Consider the following 15,921-nt stretch of genomic DNA (forward strand, 5'->3'; position numbering starts at 1 on the left):
AGCACCTCGGCGGCGCCACCCCGGCCGTCACGATCCGCGACGACAAGGGCGTCCTCCGCGGGACGTCGCGCAGCGCCTCGGGCGGCCGGTCCCTGTCGGCCGGGTTCGACTTCCTGCCGCGCGGCCTGAAGACCTCGTCGCACTCGGTCGCGCGGGGCAACCTGTCGATCGGCCCGGAGGTCTCCTGGAAGTGGGGCACGGACAGCTCGGTCGACGTGAAGACCGGCAGCCACACGGTCCTCAACACCAGCGAAGATCAACATCTTTATCGTACGGAGTTCGCGGGCGAAGTCCGTTTCCACGCCGTCGGCGCCCCGGTCCGCGACATCCCGGCCGTGCCGGTCGAGGGCGAGCTGGGTGTCCTCGACCGTGACGTCGCCGGCTTCGAGCAGCGGCACTTCGGCCGGAAACTGACGACGACCGACACGGCGCTGATCACGCTGCCGCCCGAGCCCGGCGTCACGCTCTCCCGGGGGAAGGACGACGCCGAGCTGAACGCGCTGATCGGCCGGCCCCGGCGCCATGCCCCGCACCTGCGTCCGGGCGTGACCGAGGCGCGGGCCGCGGTGGCCGGGGTGCCGCCGGTGCTGGCCGCCGGGCGCGGGCACGCCGAGGCCATGGAGACGAAGTGGCCCGGCATCGAACGGGTCCTGCCCGCCGTCGAGGAGATGCTGCTGACGGCCCACGGGACCGAGGACATCCCCGGCAAGGACCGGGCCCGCATGCGGCAGCTGCTCGAGGCCGCGTACGGCAAGGGAGTCCTGGAGGCCGAACCGGACCGCCTGTGGATGGGCGCCCAGGAGGACTTCGTCATCGACGGCAGTACCTACCACGTGGTCGTCACCGCCCACCCGGGCGAGGTGACACCGAACCGGCTCGGCGACGAGTTCGTCTCCAACACCCGGGCCGTGCGCGGCCCGACCGTCGAGGCCGGTCTCTCCTCCGGCCGTGGCGAGAGCTTCGCCCCGAGCGGCCAGGCCCGGATCGGCCGCAACAGCGCCGCCCGCGGGGTCGTCGCGGTCCGGGCCGGCGGCGGTCACGAGCGCAGCCACGAGCAGTCGGTGACGGCGTCGCTGAAGGAGTACCTGCGCTCGGAGTTCACCGTCGCGCGCAGCGTACGGGTCCCGACCGTGATCACCATCGCGGTCAGCGCCGGCGACGGGCCGCCGGTGACCCGTGTGCTGGAGGGCGCGCCGATCACCGAGCACCTGTCCGTCCCGGCCTACTACGACAAGGTCACCGCCGGTCACGTCCGGGTCGAGCGGATAGCGGAGGGGAAGTGGGCCGGGCTGACCGGGAACCTGGTGCCCTTCGACCTGTTCGGCGTATATGGCATCCGGCCGTTCCTGGGCAACATGCCGGAGCTGTCGGCGGCCGTCGCCGAGCTGTGGGCCGAGGCGAACCACGTCCACTCGAACGCGATGACCTGGCCCAAGCCGATCCGGATGCTCGGCGAGGGCGGCGAGCTGGCCGCCGCGTTCGGCGAACTCACCGACGATCGCGGCTGGTACGTCCCGCTCGGCCGCAGCGGCGGCGTCGACTCGGCCGCCGTGATCAAGATGGTCGTGGTGAACGACCGGCGCAGCGACACCGACGTCGACGGCGAGATCGAGAAATACTCCCAGCACCTCGGCAACGCCGGCACCAAGGACGATTCCGGCTGGTCGGCCGGGTTCTCGATCGGCGCCGGCGGGGTGTTCAGCTCCACCGACCCGAAGGTGTCGGAGCCGGCTGACGACGACGACCAGGGCACCCGTGGGGCGTTCACCGGCGGGCACGCCCGGGACTGGAACTGGGGGAAGAGCCGCAGCGAGGAGCAGGGCTCGATCAACATCACCCGGGAGACGACCCGCGGCAGCCACTACCGGGCCGACGTCCGCTTCGAGGTCAAGGTGCTGTCCTGGCCGGACGGCCGCACCCGGACGAGCCGGACCATCCGGCTGCGCGCCGACGACGTGCTGTCGTTCCTGGCCGACCACCGGCTGGCGTCGGAGCTGAACCTGCACGACAGCCCGCGCCGGCCCGCCCCGAGCCGCAGCCGGACCCTGCTGCACGGCGACGTGACCCGTGCCCTCACCCACGTCGAGCACCTGAACGCGCCCGACGTGATGAACCAGATCTTGTCCACCCTCAAGCTGTGGGGCGTCACCCCGGCCGTGCCGCGCGGCCAGGAGGGGTACGACCTGCTGCACCACCAGCTGGCCGAGACGTTCCGCTCGCACCGCCTCGAAGCCGGCCACTTCGACCTGTTCGGCTCCGGCCTGCTCGGCTGGTTCCCGGTGCTCGAAGGCCCGAAGACCGGCTACCTGACCGTCGAGGCCAAGGTTGTGGGCCGCACGCCGAAGTCGGACTTCGCGCGTCCCGGCACCGACGCCACGTTCCGCGCCGAGGGCCTGGCCGAGCGCGCCGAGGAGAGCCGGTCCGGCAAGGAGTCGTCGTGGTTCCTGGGCGGCCGGTTCCGGCGCATCGGCCACGACGGGGTCGGCGGCGGGTTCGCCCCGGCGGTCAGCGGTGGCAGCGGCTCGGAGGTGAGCCACGGCGAGGCCACCACGACCAAGACGATCTACCGGCTGAACACCCGGAAAGCCTCGATGACCGAGTTCACCGAGGACCTGCGGATCGAGTTGGACATCCGGTTCACGCACGCGCCGCGCGGGCTGGTCGAGGCAGCCGGCAAGCTGTACCGGAACAGCCGGGAGGCGCTCGCCGCGCTCGTCGGCCAGGGCCCGGCGCCGGCCTCCACCATGGTCAGCCGGGTACGGGTAGGCGGTTCGGTGCGCTACATCGTGCCCGACTACCTGACCCGCCCCCTCGACAAGCCGGCGCCGCGGGCCGGGATGCGGCCGGTCACCGAACCGCTGGCGATCACCGCGCAGAACGGCGTCTGGCTGCGCCGGACCGCCCCGCCCGCCCTGCGCGGCCGGGAGTCGCACAACGCGGCGATCCTCGCCGACGAGACGTTCCAGCCGCTCACCCTGCCCGCCGCCGGCACCGTCGCCCGGCTGGTCGACCTGGTTCGGCACGGGCACTCCGGCCAGATGGCGGCCCGCCAGGTCGCGACCGGCCCGGCCCTGGCCGACCAGGAGACCCCGGCCGCGCTGGGCCTGCGGGCCACTCGCGCGGCCAGCGAGTCGACGCTGCGGCCGCGGACCCTCGACCTGCTGCGCCCGGACGGCCACCTGATCGGCGGCGACCGCGTCCGGATCCTGGTCAATCGCCTCCACCAGTTGCACGACGCCGACGGCGGGCCGGTGACCGCCAACTTCAAGTGGCGGGCCTACGAGCAGACCACCACCGCGCCGAAGGAGTCGTTCGGCGAGTCGAGCGGCTGGAACGCCGGGATCGGCGTCGACGGCGGCCACCCGATCCACCACGCCCGGGAGGTCGGCAACTTCACGCTCAAGAAGGCCGGCGCCGGTGGCGGCATCGAGGGCGGCCGGGAGTGGGGGCGCGAGTCCGGCAGCGAGCTGAGCACGACCAACGAGCGCAACTTCGAGAACAACGACAACTACCGGTTCTACTCGGCCGACGTGACCGTGCTGGTCGAGGGGGCCAGCGGGTTCTCGCTCGCGGTGGACGTACCGGGTGGGCTGACCATGCTCAGCCTGCAGGACGGCGCGCACTGGGATGCCGCGCTCGGGACGCCGCCCGTGGTGGCCGGTCCGGCCGCGCCGGTGACGATGCCGCTGACCGGGACGCCGGTGGAGACGGCGACCGGGCCGTTCTGGTCGCGGATCCGTAGCCTGCTGCCCGACCTTCCGGCCGCGCCGACGCTCAGCACGCTGGTGACGGCGGCGACGGCCGCGGCCACCACCCTGGCTCCCGGCACCGGGCTCGGGTCCGGCTCGAAGGCCGCACCGCCCGAAACGGAAATGTCGGAAATCACCAGTGGCGAGAAGCAGGAGCAGGAGTCGCAGAAACCGCCTGCCCTCGATCAGGAGGAGCGGGAGGCCTGGCCGATCCCGGCCGAGCTGACCGGACCGACCCGCCGGATCGAGGCCGGGAGCGGCGGCAACCTCACCTGCCTGCTGCGGTCCCTGGTCATCGCCGCCCCGGACGCGGTCAGCGCCCTGCTCGGCGCCGAGCACGCCCGCGCCCTGACCGACCTGGCCACGGTCCGCGCCCAGGCGATCGAACGGGTCGACGAGCCCGGCCCGCAGGTCGCCGCCCGCGGCGTGCCGGACCACCGCCTCCGGCAGCTCGACGCGGTCGTGCCGGCCCTGCGCGAGGCGATCGCCGCCCGCATCGCCGCCGACGACGCCCTGGGCGACCTGTTCTTCCAGACCATCGCCGACCGCGACGGCACGGCGGTCCCGCAGGTCCGCGCCCGGCTGGCCGCCGAGGTCCGTGCCTGGGACCTGACCCGGGACGCGAGCGACGAGTTCGTCCAGATGGCCGCGTTCGCGCTGGGCCGCCGGATCGTCGTGGCCCGCCTCGGCGCCGATCACCGCACCACGGCCGGTCTGGCCGCCGCCCCCGAGCGCTTCGGCGACTTCGAGGCGGCCACGACCGAGCCGATCGCGCTCTACCACGACCGGCACGGCATCGGTCACTACCAGGCCTGGCTGCCCTACACCCCCGACGGTCACCTGATTCCCGGCGCCTTCGGCGCATGGACCACGATTGACGTACGGCCTGAGCCCCCGTCCCCGATCGAGCGGGTCGCGGCCGCCGCGCGGCTTCCCGAGGGCTGGGCCGGCCTGTTCACGCACGCCCGCGACGGCCGGCCGATCGTCGGCGGCGAGCGCGTCCACCCCGACGAGTGGCTCGACGTGGCGCTGCCCGCCGTCGAGGAGCGCGCCGGTCAGTTCGGCGGCGCCGACGGCCTGGTCCTGGCCGGCTGCGAGCTGCTCGACGCGGACACCGACAGCCTGTCCGTGCCCCGCCGTGCCCTGGAGCGCCTGTCCGAAGGCGATCACACGATCGTCCCGACGGTGATCGCCACGACGGCCCCGATCTGGGTCAGTGAGACCACCGGCGCGATGTTCAGCGGCGAGGCCACCGTCGACGAGCAGGGCCACCTCGTGCCCGGCACCCCGGTCCCGTTCGAGCGGCTCACCCTGGACCCGCCGGTCGAGGGCGAGACGCGCCGCGGCATCACCCGGGTCCCGTTGCGCGAGGACGGCTGGCTGCTCCGGCCGGACGGCAACCTGGCCGGGCCGTGGACGCAGCTCATGCGCGGCCTGCCCACGCTCCTGCCCCGCCCGGCCGCCGAGGCACCCCGGCCCCTGGCGATCAACGATCCGCTGCTCAACCCGCCCGCCCCGGACGCCGCCCTGGTCCAGCGCTGGCGCGACGAGAACCTCCTGGACGGCCTGGCCACCGCGCTCGACGGTCCGGCCGTGGGCCAGGCCGGCGCGGTCCGGGCGGCGCTGTTCGCCGAGGTCCGCGACCACGCGGCCGGAACCACGACGCTGACCCCGGCCCAGTTCCTGGACGCCGCGGGGGCGGTCGCCGCGCACACCGAGATCCGCACCCTGATCGAGGCCGACCCGAACGCGGTGCTGCGCTACCAGCTCGCCGAGTGGGTCGCCGGGCTGGCCGCGCGCACTCCGGAACAGCGCCACGACCTGGTCGTCGCGGCCGAGCTGGGCCACGCCGTCGAGACCGTTTCCGGTCAGATCGCGGCGGTCCACGCGGCCGAGGCGCGCGGGCGGGTCGACGCGCAGGCGCTGCTCACGGCCGCCGGTGGCACGGTTCCGCGCGAGCTGCCCGAGCGGATCGCCCTCGCGGCCCGGCACGGCGACGACGTGGCCCAGGCCCTGGCCGTCCTGCTCGACCAGGCGCCGGCCCTGAACACCCTGGCCGCCGGGCTGCGGGGCGGGACCGGGGCGGTCGCGCCCGCGGTCACCCGCCCGGCGCGGGCCGCCTGGTACGTCGAGCGCGGCGCCCTCGGCGAGTTCGCGGTCGCCGCCGCCGAGTTCCGGGACCCGGCCGCCACCGCCGACGTCCTGGCCGAGGCGCTCGGCGCGGCCCCGCTCGGGGACGGTGTGGCACGGACAGCGCTGCTCACCGGCGTACGGGAAGAAATTGAAAAGATCTTGAAGGGTGGCGACGGGGCGTCCGAGGGGATGGCCGCGCTCCAGGACCACTGGGAGAAAGTCCTGGCCGAGGGCGTCACGGTGGCCGTGGCCGATCGTCTCGTGTGGATCAGGCCGCGCCCGGAGAGCCTGATCGTCCGCGACCCGCAGCCGGCCCGGTCCAGCCGGTTCGGCGTCTCGTTCGCGTCCACCGCGATCGACTCCGCGGCCGAGCAGGGCAGCTCCAAGGGCCTGGCCGACCTGGGCGTGGAGCTGCTGTTCAACTCGGCCCTGAGCCACCTGTCCCGGTTGCTGGTCTCCGCGCCGAAGGTCTCCGTGGGCACCAGCCGCGGGCACGGCGCGGGCGAGGACCTGAAGGTGATCTCCGGCCGGAAGCTCTTCGCGACCAGCCTCACCGAGTTCACCGGCCGCCTCGTGTTCGACGTCTCGATCGACGGCATCGCGACCGCGAGCCTGCGCGTGCCCGACGGCGCCGGCGACTTCGCGATCAAGTTCGCCACCCCGCACGTCGCCGCGCCCCGCGAACCCGACCTGACCGCCGCGGCCCAGGGTCCGGGAACGCACACCCGCGACACCGGCGTCGGCGCGCGCGAGGTGATCAACGCGGTCAAGCTGGGTGACCTGGTCCGCCGCGTGCACCGCAGCCTCGCCGCGACCGAGAGCCTGACCCCGGCCGCCCGGGCCACCATCGCCGCGCGGATGACCGCCGAGGTCCTCAACGAGCGGGCCGTCCGCAACCGCAGCATCGCCGTGCTCAGCAACGGCGTGGTGATGGACCCGATCGAGGTCGACGGCTTCTGGACCCAGCCGGTGATCCGGTTGCGCCCGGTCCGCATGCAGCACCTGACCGGTCCGGCCCACCCGCGCGTCACGATCCGCGACGACAAGGGCATCTTCCGCGGGACGTCGCAGAACCGGTCGGCCGGCACGTCGCTGTCGGCCGGGTTCGACTTCCTGCTCCGCGGCATCAAGGCCGACCCGGGCACGGTCGCGCGGGGCAACATCTCGGCCGGTCCCGAGTTGTCCTGGAAGTGGGACACCGACAGCGCCCTGTCCGTGAAGAGCGGCAGCCACACGGTTCTCAACACCACCGACGACCAGGAGCTTTATCGTACGGAGTTCGCCGGCGAGGTGACGTTCCTGGCGCCCACGAGTCCGATCCGGAACATCCGCAACGCCGCGGTCGAGGGGGAACTCGGCGTCCTCGCCCGCGACGCCGGCGACTTCGAACGCCGGTACTTCGGGCGGACCCTGCCGGCGACCGCGACCGCCCCGATCACCCTCCCGGCCGAGCCGGCGGTCCGGCTCTCCGACCCGCGGACCGACACCGAACTGGACGGGCTCGTCGGACGGCCCTGGCCGCTCGCCCCGCACCTGCGCACCGGGGTCACCCGGGCGCGCGACGGACAGCCACGGGTGCCGCTCGTGCTGGCCGCCGGGCGCGGGCACGCCGAGGCGATGGAGACGAAGTGGCCCGGCATCGAACGGGTGCTCCCCGGCGTCGAGATGATGCTGCGCGAGGCCGTCGGGACGCGCGAAGGGGTGCCGGCCAGGGACTGGGCGCGGGTCCGGCAGGTGCTCGAGGCCGCGTACGGCAAGGGGGTCCTCGAAGCTGAACCGGACCGTCTGTGGGTCGGCGCGCAGGAGGACTTCGTCATCGGCGGGCGCACCTACCACGTGGTCGTCACCGCCCACCCCGGTCACGTCGTCGCCAACGACGACCCGGACCCGTTCACGTCCAACACCCGGGCCGTGCGCGGACCGGCCGTCGAAGCCGGGAAGTCGAGCTCGTGGGCGGCCGGGTTCGCGCCCAGCGGCCAGCTGCGGCTGGGTGACGAGGGCTTCAAGGCGATCGGCGCCGCCCGTATCGGCGGGGAGCGGGAGAGCGGCCACGAGCAGTCCGTGACCGCGTCGCTCAAGCAGTACATCCGCTCCGAGTTCGAGGTGGGCCACAGCGTACGGGTGCGGACCGCCGTCACCATCGCGGTCAGCGAGGAGGAGGGCGCACCGGTCGTCCGCGAGCTGCTCGGGGCGCCGATCACCGAGCACCTGGCCGTGCCGGCGTACTACGAGCACTTCACCGCCCGGGCGAGCCGGATCGACCCGGCGACCGTGGTCACCACGCCGGCGACGTGGAGCGACCTCTACGCCGACCGGATCCGCTTCGACCAGAAGGGCGTCTCCGGGATCCGGCCGTTCTTCGGCAACATGCCCGAGCTGTCGGCGGCCGTGGCCCGGCTCTGGGGCGTGGCCCACGCCCGGCAGCCCAACCCGATGACCTGGCCGAAACAGATCAGGATGCTGGGCGAGGCCGGGGAGCTGGCGGCGGCGTTCGGGGACCTGACCGACCCGCGCGGCTGGTGGGTGCCGCTGGGGCGGCGCGGGGACACGGAGTCGGCCGCGGTGATCAAGATGGTCGTGGTGGACCCGGAACGCAGCCGGACCGGGACCGACGGGGAGATCGAGAAGTACTCGCAGCACGCCGGGAGCGCCGGGACCAAGGACGAGGTGGCGTGGTCGGGCGGCGTCTCCGCCGGTGGCGGCGGCATGTTCAGCTCGTCCACCGAGGGACATGCCGATGACGACGACAGCGGCACGCGCGGGGCGATCACCGGCGGGCGGACCTGGGAGTGGACCAAGGGCGACAGCCGGAGCGACGAGCGCGGGATGATCAACATCACCCGGGAGACCAGCCGGGGCGGGCACTACCGGGCGAGCGTCGCGTTCGAGGTCCGGGTCGTCAGCTGGACGACCGGGTCGACGATGCAGCAGGTGCTCGGCCGGGAACGGCCGGCCCGGTGGAGCCCCAAGGTGCGGCTGCGGGTCGACGGCGGGCTGTCGTTCCTGGCCGAGAACCGGCTCGCGTCGCTGCTGCGGCTGCCCGGCCGGTCGCCCGCGCCGGGGCCCCGGATCACCCGGACCCTGCTCGACCCGGATCTGTCCCGGGCGTTCACGCACGTCGAACGCATCCAGGCGCCCGAGGTGATGGACCGGATCGTGCGGCAGCTCAAGATGTGGCGGATCACCCCGACGGTTCCGGCCGGCACCGAGGCGTACGACCTGCTGCACGCCCAGATCGCCGAGACGTTCCGCGACCAGCGCTTGGAGATCGGCCACTTCGACCTGTTCGGCTCCGGGCTGCTCGGCTGGTTCCCGGTGCTGACCGGGCCGGTCACCGGCTACCTGACCGTCCAGGCCAAGGTCGTGGACCGGCGGCCGACCGGCGACTTCCCGCGGCCCGGCGCGGACGCGACGTTCCGCGCGGAGGGCACCACCGAGGCGACCGAGGAGAGCAGCAGCGGATTCAGCAGCGGCGGCTTCGTCGGCGGGCGGGTCCGGCGGATCAACCACGAGGGCATCGGCGGCGGCGTGGCCCCGGCGGCCGGCTGGGGTGACGGCACCGAGGAGGTGCACGGCGAGGCGACGACGACCAAGAAGATCTACCGGCTGAACACCAAGTCCGGGCACATGACCGAATTCACCGAGGACGTGACGGTCGCGCTGGAGATGCGGTTCACCACGGCGCCGCGGGAATTCCTCGAAACGATCCTGAGCACGTACCGGACCGTCCGGGACCGGATCATCGCGACCGCCGAGCACGCGGCCCGGACGGCCTCGGCGACCCGGGTGCACCGAGACCCGGCGGTGCCCGGGACCGTCCGGTACGTCGTGCCGACCTACCTGACCAAGCCGGCCGGCGCCTTCCTGGCCGACAGCATGCCGCTGGTCGCGCGGGCGCCCGGGGCGTCGGTCCTCGACCGGCCCGGCGCCTGGCTGCGGCGGTCCGAGGTGGCCGCGCTCGCGGACCAGCCGTCGCTGAACGCGGTGATCACCGGGGACGATTCGTTCCAGCCGCTGACGCTGCCGGCCGCCGACGAGATCGCGCGCCTGGTCAACCTGGTCCGGCATCCGCACTCCGGGCAGATGGCGGCCCGGGCCGTGGCCGACGGGCCGACCCTGGCCGAACGGGAGTCGCCGGCCGATCCGGGACTGCTCGTCAGCCGGGCCGCAAGCGAATCCGTGCTGCGGCCGCGCGCCCTCGACCTGCTGAAACCGGGCGGCTACCAAGTCGGCGGGGCGACCGTGCGGGCGTACGTGACCGGGATCCGGCTGCTGCACGGGCCCGATCGGGCGCCGGTCACCGGACGGTTCAAGTGGCGGGCGTACGAGCAGACGACCACCGCCCCCAAGGAGTCGTCGGCCGAGTTCAGCGGCTTCGGGGTGGACGTCTCCGGGGACGGCGGACATCCCGTACACAAGGATGTCGAGATCGGAAAGCTCACACTGAAGAAGGCCGGAGGCGGGGGCGGGCTCGAATACGGCCGGGACGAGGGGCGCGAGCACGGCAGTGAACTGAGCACGACCATCGAACGCAACAACGAGGTCAGCTCGAACTACCGGTTCCACGCGCTCGACCTGCGCATCGTCGTCGACAAGGGCGGGGCGGCGGTGGCCTCCGACGTCACGGCCGGGCTGACCATGGTGAGCCTGCGGGACCGGGCGGCGCTCGGAGAAGCGATCCAGGCGGCCCGGCGGCCGGTCTTCGGACCGGCGCAGCGGGAACGGATGCCCCTCGCCGAGACCGAGGTGGAGAGTGCGGTCGGGCCGCTGTGGGCCCGGATCCGGGGGATGCTGCCGGACCTGCCCGCGCTGCCGACCCTGGGCACGCTGATGGCGGCGGCCGCTGCACCCCTGGCTCCGCCCATCGAGATGACCACGATCCCCGGGGTCGAGGACGTCGTTGCCGTGATGCGGCTTCCCGAGGGGTACTCCGGGGTCGCGACACACGCCCGGCAGGGTGTTCCGATCGCGGGGGACCAGCCGGCCGATCCGGAGACCTGGGCCGGCGCCCTCGTCGAGCAGGCCACCGGCACCGCGGACGGGATGGTCCTGGTCGGGTGCGAACTCGACCGGCCGGACAGCTCCGGAGTCTCGGTCGCGGAGCGGGTGCTGCGCCGTCTCGCCGCCGGGCCGCACCCCGTGGAGCCGGCGGTCATCGCCAGCGCGGCGCCGGTGTGGGCGAGCGTCACGACCGGGGCGGTGTTCAGCGGGACGGCGACCGTGGCCTCGGACGGGACGCTGATTCCTGGGAAGGCCGAGCCGTTCCAACGGCTGATTTTGGAAGAAGATCGAGTTCGGCGTACGCCGTTCGGCGACGGATGGCTGACCGGGGCGGCCGTCCAGGGGCCGTGGGTGCGGCTGATGCACCCGCCCGTCGCCGGCGATCACCTCGACATGACGCCGGCGCCGGACGGGATGCTCGACGACCTGCTGCAAGAAGCGGCCCGGACGGGTGTGCCGGCCGAGCGGCAGACCGTGCTCGGGCCGGACGAGGCCTGGCCGCGCGTCCGTCCCCCGGCGGCCGGCTCTCCGCGGGCCGCCGGACCGTGGACCCCGACTCGCCCGCACACACCGACGGCCCCGTCGCCCGCGTCGGGTGGGGCGCAGCCGTCTCCTCCGGACGGGGAGACCAGCCCCGACGGGCGGAGGCAGCGCGGCGGGCGGCACGCTGCGTGGCACAAGACTCAACCGTGGTTCGCCGGGGAGTCCGGCAACGAAGGGAGTAAACGGTGACCGATTCCTGGCACGGACTGCTGCTGGCCCTGGCCGGCGTGGCCCCCGACACCGACCTGGCCGCGGCGCGGGCCGCGCTGGCCGGCCCGGACGGCCACCCGCACGGCGACGACGGCGCCCTGGCCGCTCTGGAGGTGCTGCACTCGGTACCGGCGATCGGCTCCGTCCTGACCACCGCCGACCTGGCCGCGGCAGCCGTCCTGGCCGGCCGCCAAGGCCCGGCGGCCGCCGCCACGGCCCTGTCCACGGTCGGCCTGAAAGCCTCGGACCACACCTGGCAGCCCCTCGGCCCCCGCGGCGACCTGACCGGAACCGATCACCCCGACCCGATCGTCCAGCACCTGCGCACCCAGCCCGGCGTCCTCGGCGTGTGGGGCGCCCTGCGTGGCCCGTCCGAGGATCCTGTCTTCCTGGTCGAGGTCGCGGCCGACCCGGCCGCCGTGCGGATCCCGGACTCGGCGGACCCGGCGCCGGTCGAGGTGTTCCGATCCGGGACACAGCTGCCGGACTATCACCGGGCGGCCCTCGGCGGCGCGGCCCTGCTCTGGGCGGCCGAGACGACCGCACCCGAGCTGGTGCCGGTCTTCGACGGCGTCGACGAGGCGGGCGGCCCGAGGTTCGACCCGGACCATCCGATGCTGGACGAGGCCGAACGCGCGGGTGTCGCGGCCTACCTCGACCAGGCCGATCCGGTGCTGCTGACCACCGCCACCATGGCCGACGTGGTCGAACCGTCCCGGGGCGAGGTCGTCCCGCTGACCTACCGCACCGACGGCCGTTTCGTCTGGCCGGACGCCGCCGCGTATTACGCCCGCGAGCACGGCCTCGCCCCCTTCGGCCCGCTGCTCGCCGCGATCCGCTCAGCCGACTACCGTCCGCCCGCAACCCCCACCGTCACCCGTTTCCGCGCGGAGGCCACCCTCTTCTCCCGCTGACCCCACCTGCGCCGGCCCGCCGGCTGAGTCTGCTTGCGGAAGTTTTTCGCTGGGGCTGTCACATTCGCAGGCGCTGGTCAGTCCATATGTCGAAACCGAACTGCTGGAGAGGTGGACGACATGCGGGTGGCGGTGGCCGGTGGCACCGGTTGGCTGGGCAAGCTGGTGGTGACGGCGGCGACGGACGCCGGGCATGAGGTCGTGGTGATCTCGCGGGCGCGGGGCGTGGATCTGACCACGGGCACCGGCCTGGACGAGGCGCTGCGCGGCGTCGACGTGGTGATCGACGTGTCGAACATCGAGACGGTGAGTGGCGCGAAGGCGGCCGCGTTCTTCGAGACCGTCACCCGGAATCTGCAGGCAGCCGAGGTGCGGGCCGGGGTCAAGCACCACGTGCTCGTGTCGATCATCGGGATCGATCGGGTGGAGTGGGGTTACTACCAGGCGAAACTCAACCAGGAGAAGGTGGCCCTGGCCGGTCCGGTGCCGACGACGGTGTTGCGGGCGGCGCAGTTCCACGAGTTCGCGCTGCAGTCGCTGACCCGGTTCGGCGGTCCGGTCGCGCTGGTGCCGGCGATGCTGAGCCAGCCGGTCGCCGCCCGCGAGGTCGCCGTGGAACTGGTCCGCCTGGCCGAGGGCGAACCCCGCGGCCAGGCCCCGGAGCTCGCCGGCCCGGAACCGCTGCAGATGGCCGACCTGGTTCGCAAGGTCGCCCGGCAGCATGGCCCGCGCAAGTGGGTGCTGAGCTTCCCCCTGCCCGGCAAGGCCGGCAAAGCAATGAAGTCCGGCGGTGCCCTCCCCGCCGGCCCGGGCCTGCGCGGCACCCAGACCTTCGACGAGTGGCTGGCCAACCTCCGATGACCCCGAACGCGAGCACCCCGGCCACCGCGAGCACCCCGGCCACCGCGAGCACCCCGGCCTCCGCGAGCACCCCGGCCTCCGCGAGCACCCCGGCGAAGACGGTCGCGGCATCGATCCTGGCGCTGAACGCCGCTCTGGTCGGCGTCTGGGCCGGCGCTTTCCCCCTCTCGTTCTACCGCGACTTCCCCTGGCCGGGCGCCCACTGGGTCTCAGCGCTCGGCCCCTACAACGAACACCTGGTCCGCGACGTCGGGGGCCTCTACCTCGCCCTGCTCGTCCTCTCGGTCGCCACCCTGCGCCGCCCGGCCCTGCGGACCACCACCGGGGGCGCCTGGCTGATCTTCAGCGTGGAGCACTTCCTGTGGCACGCCTTCCACCTGGACGTCTTCCCCCGCTTTCACCAGGTCGCGAGCTTGGCGGCCCTGTCCCTGCCGCTGCTGCTCGCCGTGCTGTTGCTGATCCCCGCCCGCGCCGCCGCACCGGCAGCCCGGGACACCTGACCGTGGGCGGTCGCTCGGGACCGCCCACGAACATGGCCACCACCAGCGCGAACAGCTTGGTGACAACGACCGCCAGCAGGACCGAGACCAGGAGATTCAGCATGCCCCTATTCTCGGGCGGGGGTACGACAAGAATCGCTCACGATCGAAGCGCGGGCATCGCCGAGGCGAGCATCACACGCCAGTCCGGCAGCGGGTCCACCCCGGTCCCGGCCCAGCGGTCGTGACCGAGCACGCTGTAGGCCGGGCGTCGCGCCGGCCGCACGAAACGGTCGCTGGTCGTCGCCCGTACGCGCAAAGGGTCTAATCCGGCCTCGGCGAACACCGCCCGGGCCAGCCCGAACCACGTCGTCGAGCCCGCGGCGGTGCCGTGGTAGATCCCGGGCGCGGCCGACGACCGCCCCAGCGCCACCAGCTGTTGAGCGAGGGCGAAGGACCAGGTCGGCGGCCCTTCCTGATCGTCCACGACGTCGAGCGTGTCGCGTTCGGCGGCGAGCCGGAGCATGGTCCGGACGAAGTTCGGCCCGTGTTCGCCGTACAACCAGGCCGTTCTGACCACGAAGCCACCCGCCGCCAGCACAGCTTCCTCGCCCACCGCCTTGCTGCGGCCGTAGGCGTTGAGCGGCGCCCGCGCCGCGTCCTCGGCGATCGGCGAGCGCGCGTTCCCGTCGAAGACGTAGTCGGTGGAGACGTGGATGAGCCGTTTCCCGGCGGCGAGGGCGAGGTTGCGCACGCCCTCCCCGTTGATCGCGGTCGCGGCGTCCTCCGCGGTTTCCGCACCGTCGACGTCGGTCCAGGCGGCCGCGTTGATCACGACGTCGACGCCCTCAACAGCGTCCCGAACGGCCGCAAGATCGAGAATGTCCAGGTCATCACGGGTCGCCGCGACAAAAGAGGAAGCCTCGACGGAAGAGGAAGCCTCAACGGAAGAGGGCGCCGCGGTGGAAGAAGGATCGGACAGGACCGTCTGCAGGTCACGGCCGAGCATCCCGCCCGCGCCGGTCACGAGCCAGCGCATCAGAGCCCGGCCCGTTCCTTGAGCGGCTCCCACCAGGCCCGGTTCTCCCGATACCAGGTCACGGTGTCGGCCAGTCCCTGCTCCAGGGTGACCTGCGGCTCGTACCCCAACTCGTTTTTGATCTTGGAAATGTCGAGGGAGTAGCGCCGGTCGTGCCCCTTGCGGTCCTGGACCGGGGTGACCATGTCCCAGCTCGCGCCGCACGCCTCCAGCAGCCGCCCGGTCAGGTCGCGGTTGCTCAGCTCGGTGCCGCCGCCGATGTTGTAGACCTCGCCCGACCGGCCCTTCTCGAGCGCGAGCTGGATCCCGCGGACGTGGTCGGTGACGTGCAGCCAGTCGCGGATGTTTCCGCCGTCGCCGTAGAGCGGCACCGGCTTGCCGTCGAGCAGATTGGTCACGAAGAGCGGGATGACCTTTTCCGGGAACTGGTGCGTGCCGTAGTTGTTCGAGCAGCGGGTGACCACGACGTCCATGCCGTGGGTCCGGTGCGCGGCCAGGGCCAGAAGATCAGAAGAGGCCTTCGAGGCGGCGTACGGCGAATTCGGCGCCAGCGGCCACGTCTCCGTCCACGATCCCTCCTCGATCGACCCGTACACCTCGTCGGTCGAGACGTGCAGGAAGCGCCCGATCCCGGCCTCCCGCGCGGCGTCGAGCAGCACCTGTGTGCCGAGCACATTGGTCGTCACGAACGGCACGGCGCCGCTGATCGAACGGTCCACGTGGGACTCGGCGGCGAAGTGGACGATCGCGTCGTGGCCGGGCAGCAGGTCGCGCAGCAGGCCCGCGTCGCCGATGTCGCCGTGCACGAACTTCAGTCGGGAATCCGTCACCGGCACATTTGCCCGGCTGCCGGAATAGGACAACAGGTCCAGGACGGTCACGGACGCGCCGGTCATCCCGGCGAATTCATCCTTTAGGATGGCACGGACATAGGCCGAACCGATGAAACCGGCGCCCCCGGTCACGAGAATCTGCACAGCGGGCGAGTGTAC

The 15,921-nt window shown here is 73.2% G+C and carries 6 protein-coding genes (1 of these 6 cut by a window edge); 4 read left to right on the forward strand and 2 right to left on the reverse strand.

Annotation, left to right across the window (positions count from 1 at the left end; all coding sequences use genetic code 11):
- The 4 genes from ACSHV8_RS08585 to ACSHV8_RS08600 form a co-directional block, all read left to right on the forward strand.
- On the forward strand, nucleotides 1-11,615 hold the end of the coding sequence (locus ACSHV8_RS08585; RefSeq protein ID WP_436531117.1) for a hypothetical protein. 16,579 nt of this gene lie to the left of the window's left edge; the window shows 11,615 of its 28,194 coding nt (coding positions 16,580-28,194); the start codon falls outside the window, past its left edge; its stop codon occupies nucleotides 11,613-11,615.
- Nucleotides 11,612-12,550, forward strand: a complete 939-nt coding sequence (locus ACSHV8_RS08590) for a hypothetical protein (protein ID WP_436531119.1) — start codon at nucleotides 11,612-11,614, stop codon at nucleotides 12,548-12,550. The genes ACSHV8_RS08585 and ACSHV8_RS08590 overlap by 4 nt, the downstream gene beginning before the upstream one ends.
- Before the next feature lie 120 nt (nucleotides 12,551-12,670).
- The gene (locus ACSHV8_RS08595) at nucleotides 12,671-13,411 is read left to right on the forward strand and encodes an SDR family oxidoreductase (protein WP_436531121.1); all 741 of its coding nucleotides are present in this window, start codon (nucleotides 12,671-12,673) and stop codon (nucleotides 13,409-13,411) included.
- The gene (locus tag ACSHV8_RS08600; protein ID WP_436531123.1) at nucleotides 13,408-13,911 is read left to right on the forward strand and encodes a hypothetical protein; all 504 of its coding nucleotides are present in this window, start codon (nucleotides 13,408-13,410) and stop codon (nucleotides 13,909-13,911) included. Before ACSHV8_RS08595 ends, ACSHV8_RS08600 begins: the two co-directional genes overlap by 4 nt.
- A 139-nt stretch (nucleotides 13,912-14,050) precedes the next feature.
- Here ACSHV8_RS08600 and rfbD read toward each other — a convergent pair whose 3' ends face one another.
- Together rfbD and rfbB are read right to left on the reverse strand one after the other, a co-directional pair.
- Nucleotides 14,051-14,932 (reverse strand): dTDP-4-dehydrorhamnose reductase, encoded by an 882-nt coding sequence (gene rfbD, locus ACSHV8_RS08605; protein WP_436536725.1) that lies wholly within the window; start codon nucleotides 14,930-14,932, stop codon nucleotides 14,051-14,053.
- Nucleotides 14,929-15,906 carry a dTDP-glucose 4,6-dehydratase gene (rfbB, locus tag ACSHV8_RS08610; RefSeq protein ID WP_436531125.1) on the reverse strand — a complete coding sequence of 326 codons (978 nt, stop codon included), beginning with the start codon at nucleotides 15,904-15,906 and terminating at the stop codon, nucleotides 14,929-14,931. The genes rfbD and rfbB overlap by 4 nt, the downstream gene beginning before the upstream one ends.
- Nucleotides 15,907-15,921: the final 15 nt, after the last annotated feature.

Origin of the sequence: Actinoplanes sp. HUAS TT8 (assembly GCF_051380535.1) — a bacterium.
Lineage (GTDB): Bacteria > Actinomycetota > Actinomycetes > Mycobacteriales > Micromonosporaceae > Actinoplanes.

Bases quoted from the DNA above. Each gene is read 5' to 3' on its own strand.
- ACSHV8_RS08595 (WP_436531121.1), top strand. From the start codon at position 12,671: ATGCGGGTGGCGGTGGCCGGTGGCACCGGTTGGCTGGGCAAGCTGGTG.
- ACSHV8_RS08600 (WP_436531123.1), top strand. From the start codon at position 13,408: ATGACCCCGAACGCGAGCACCCCGGCCACCGCGAGCACCCCGGCCACC.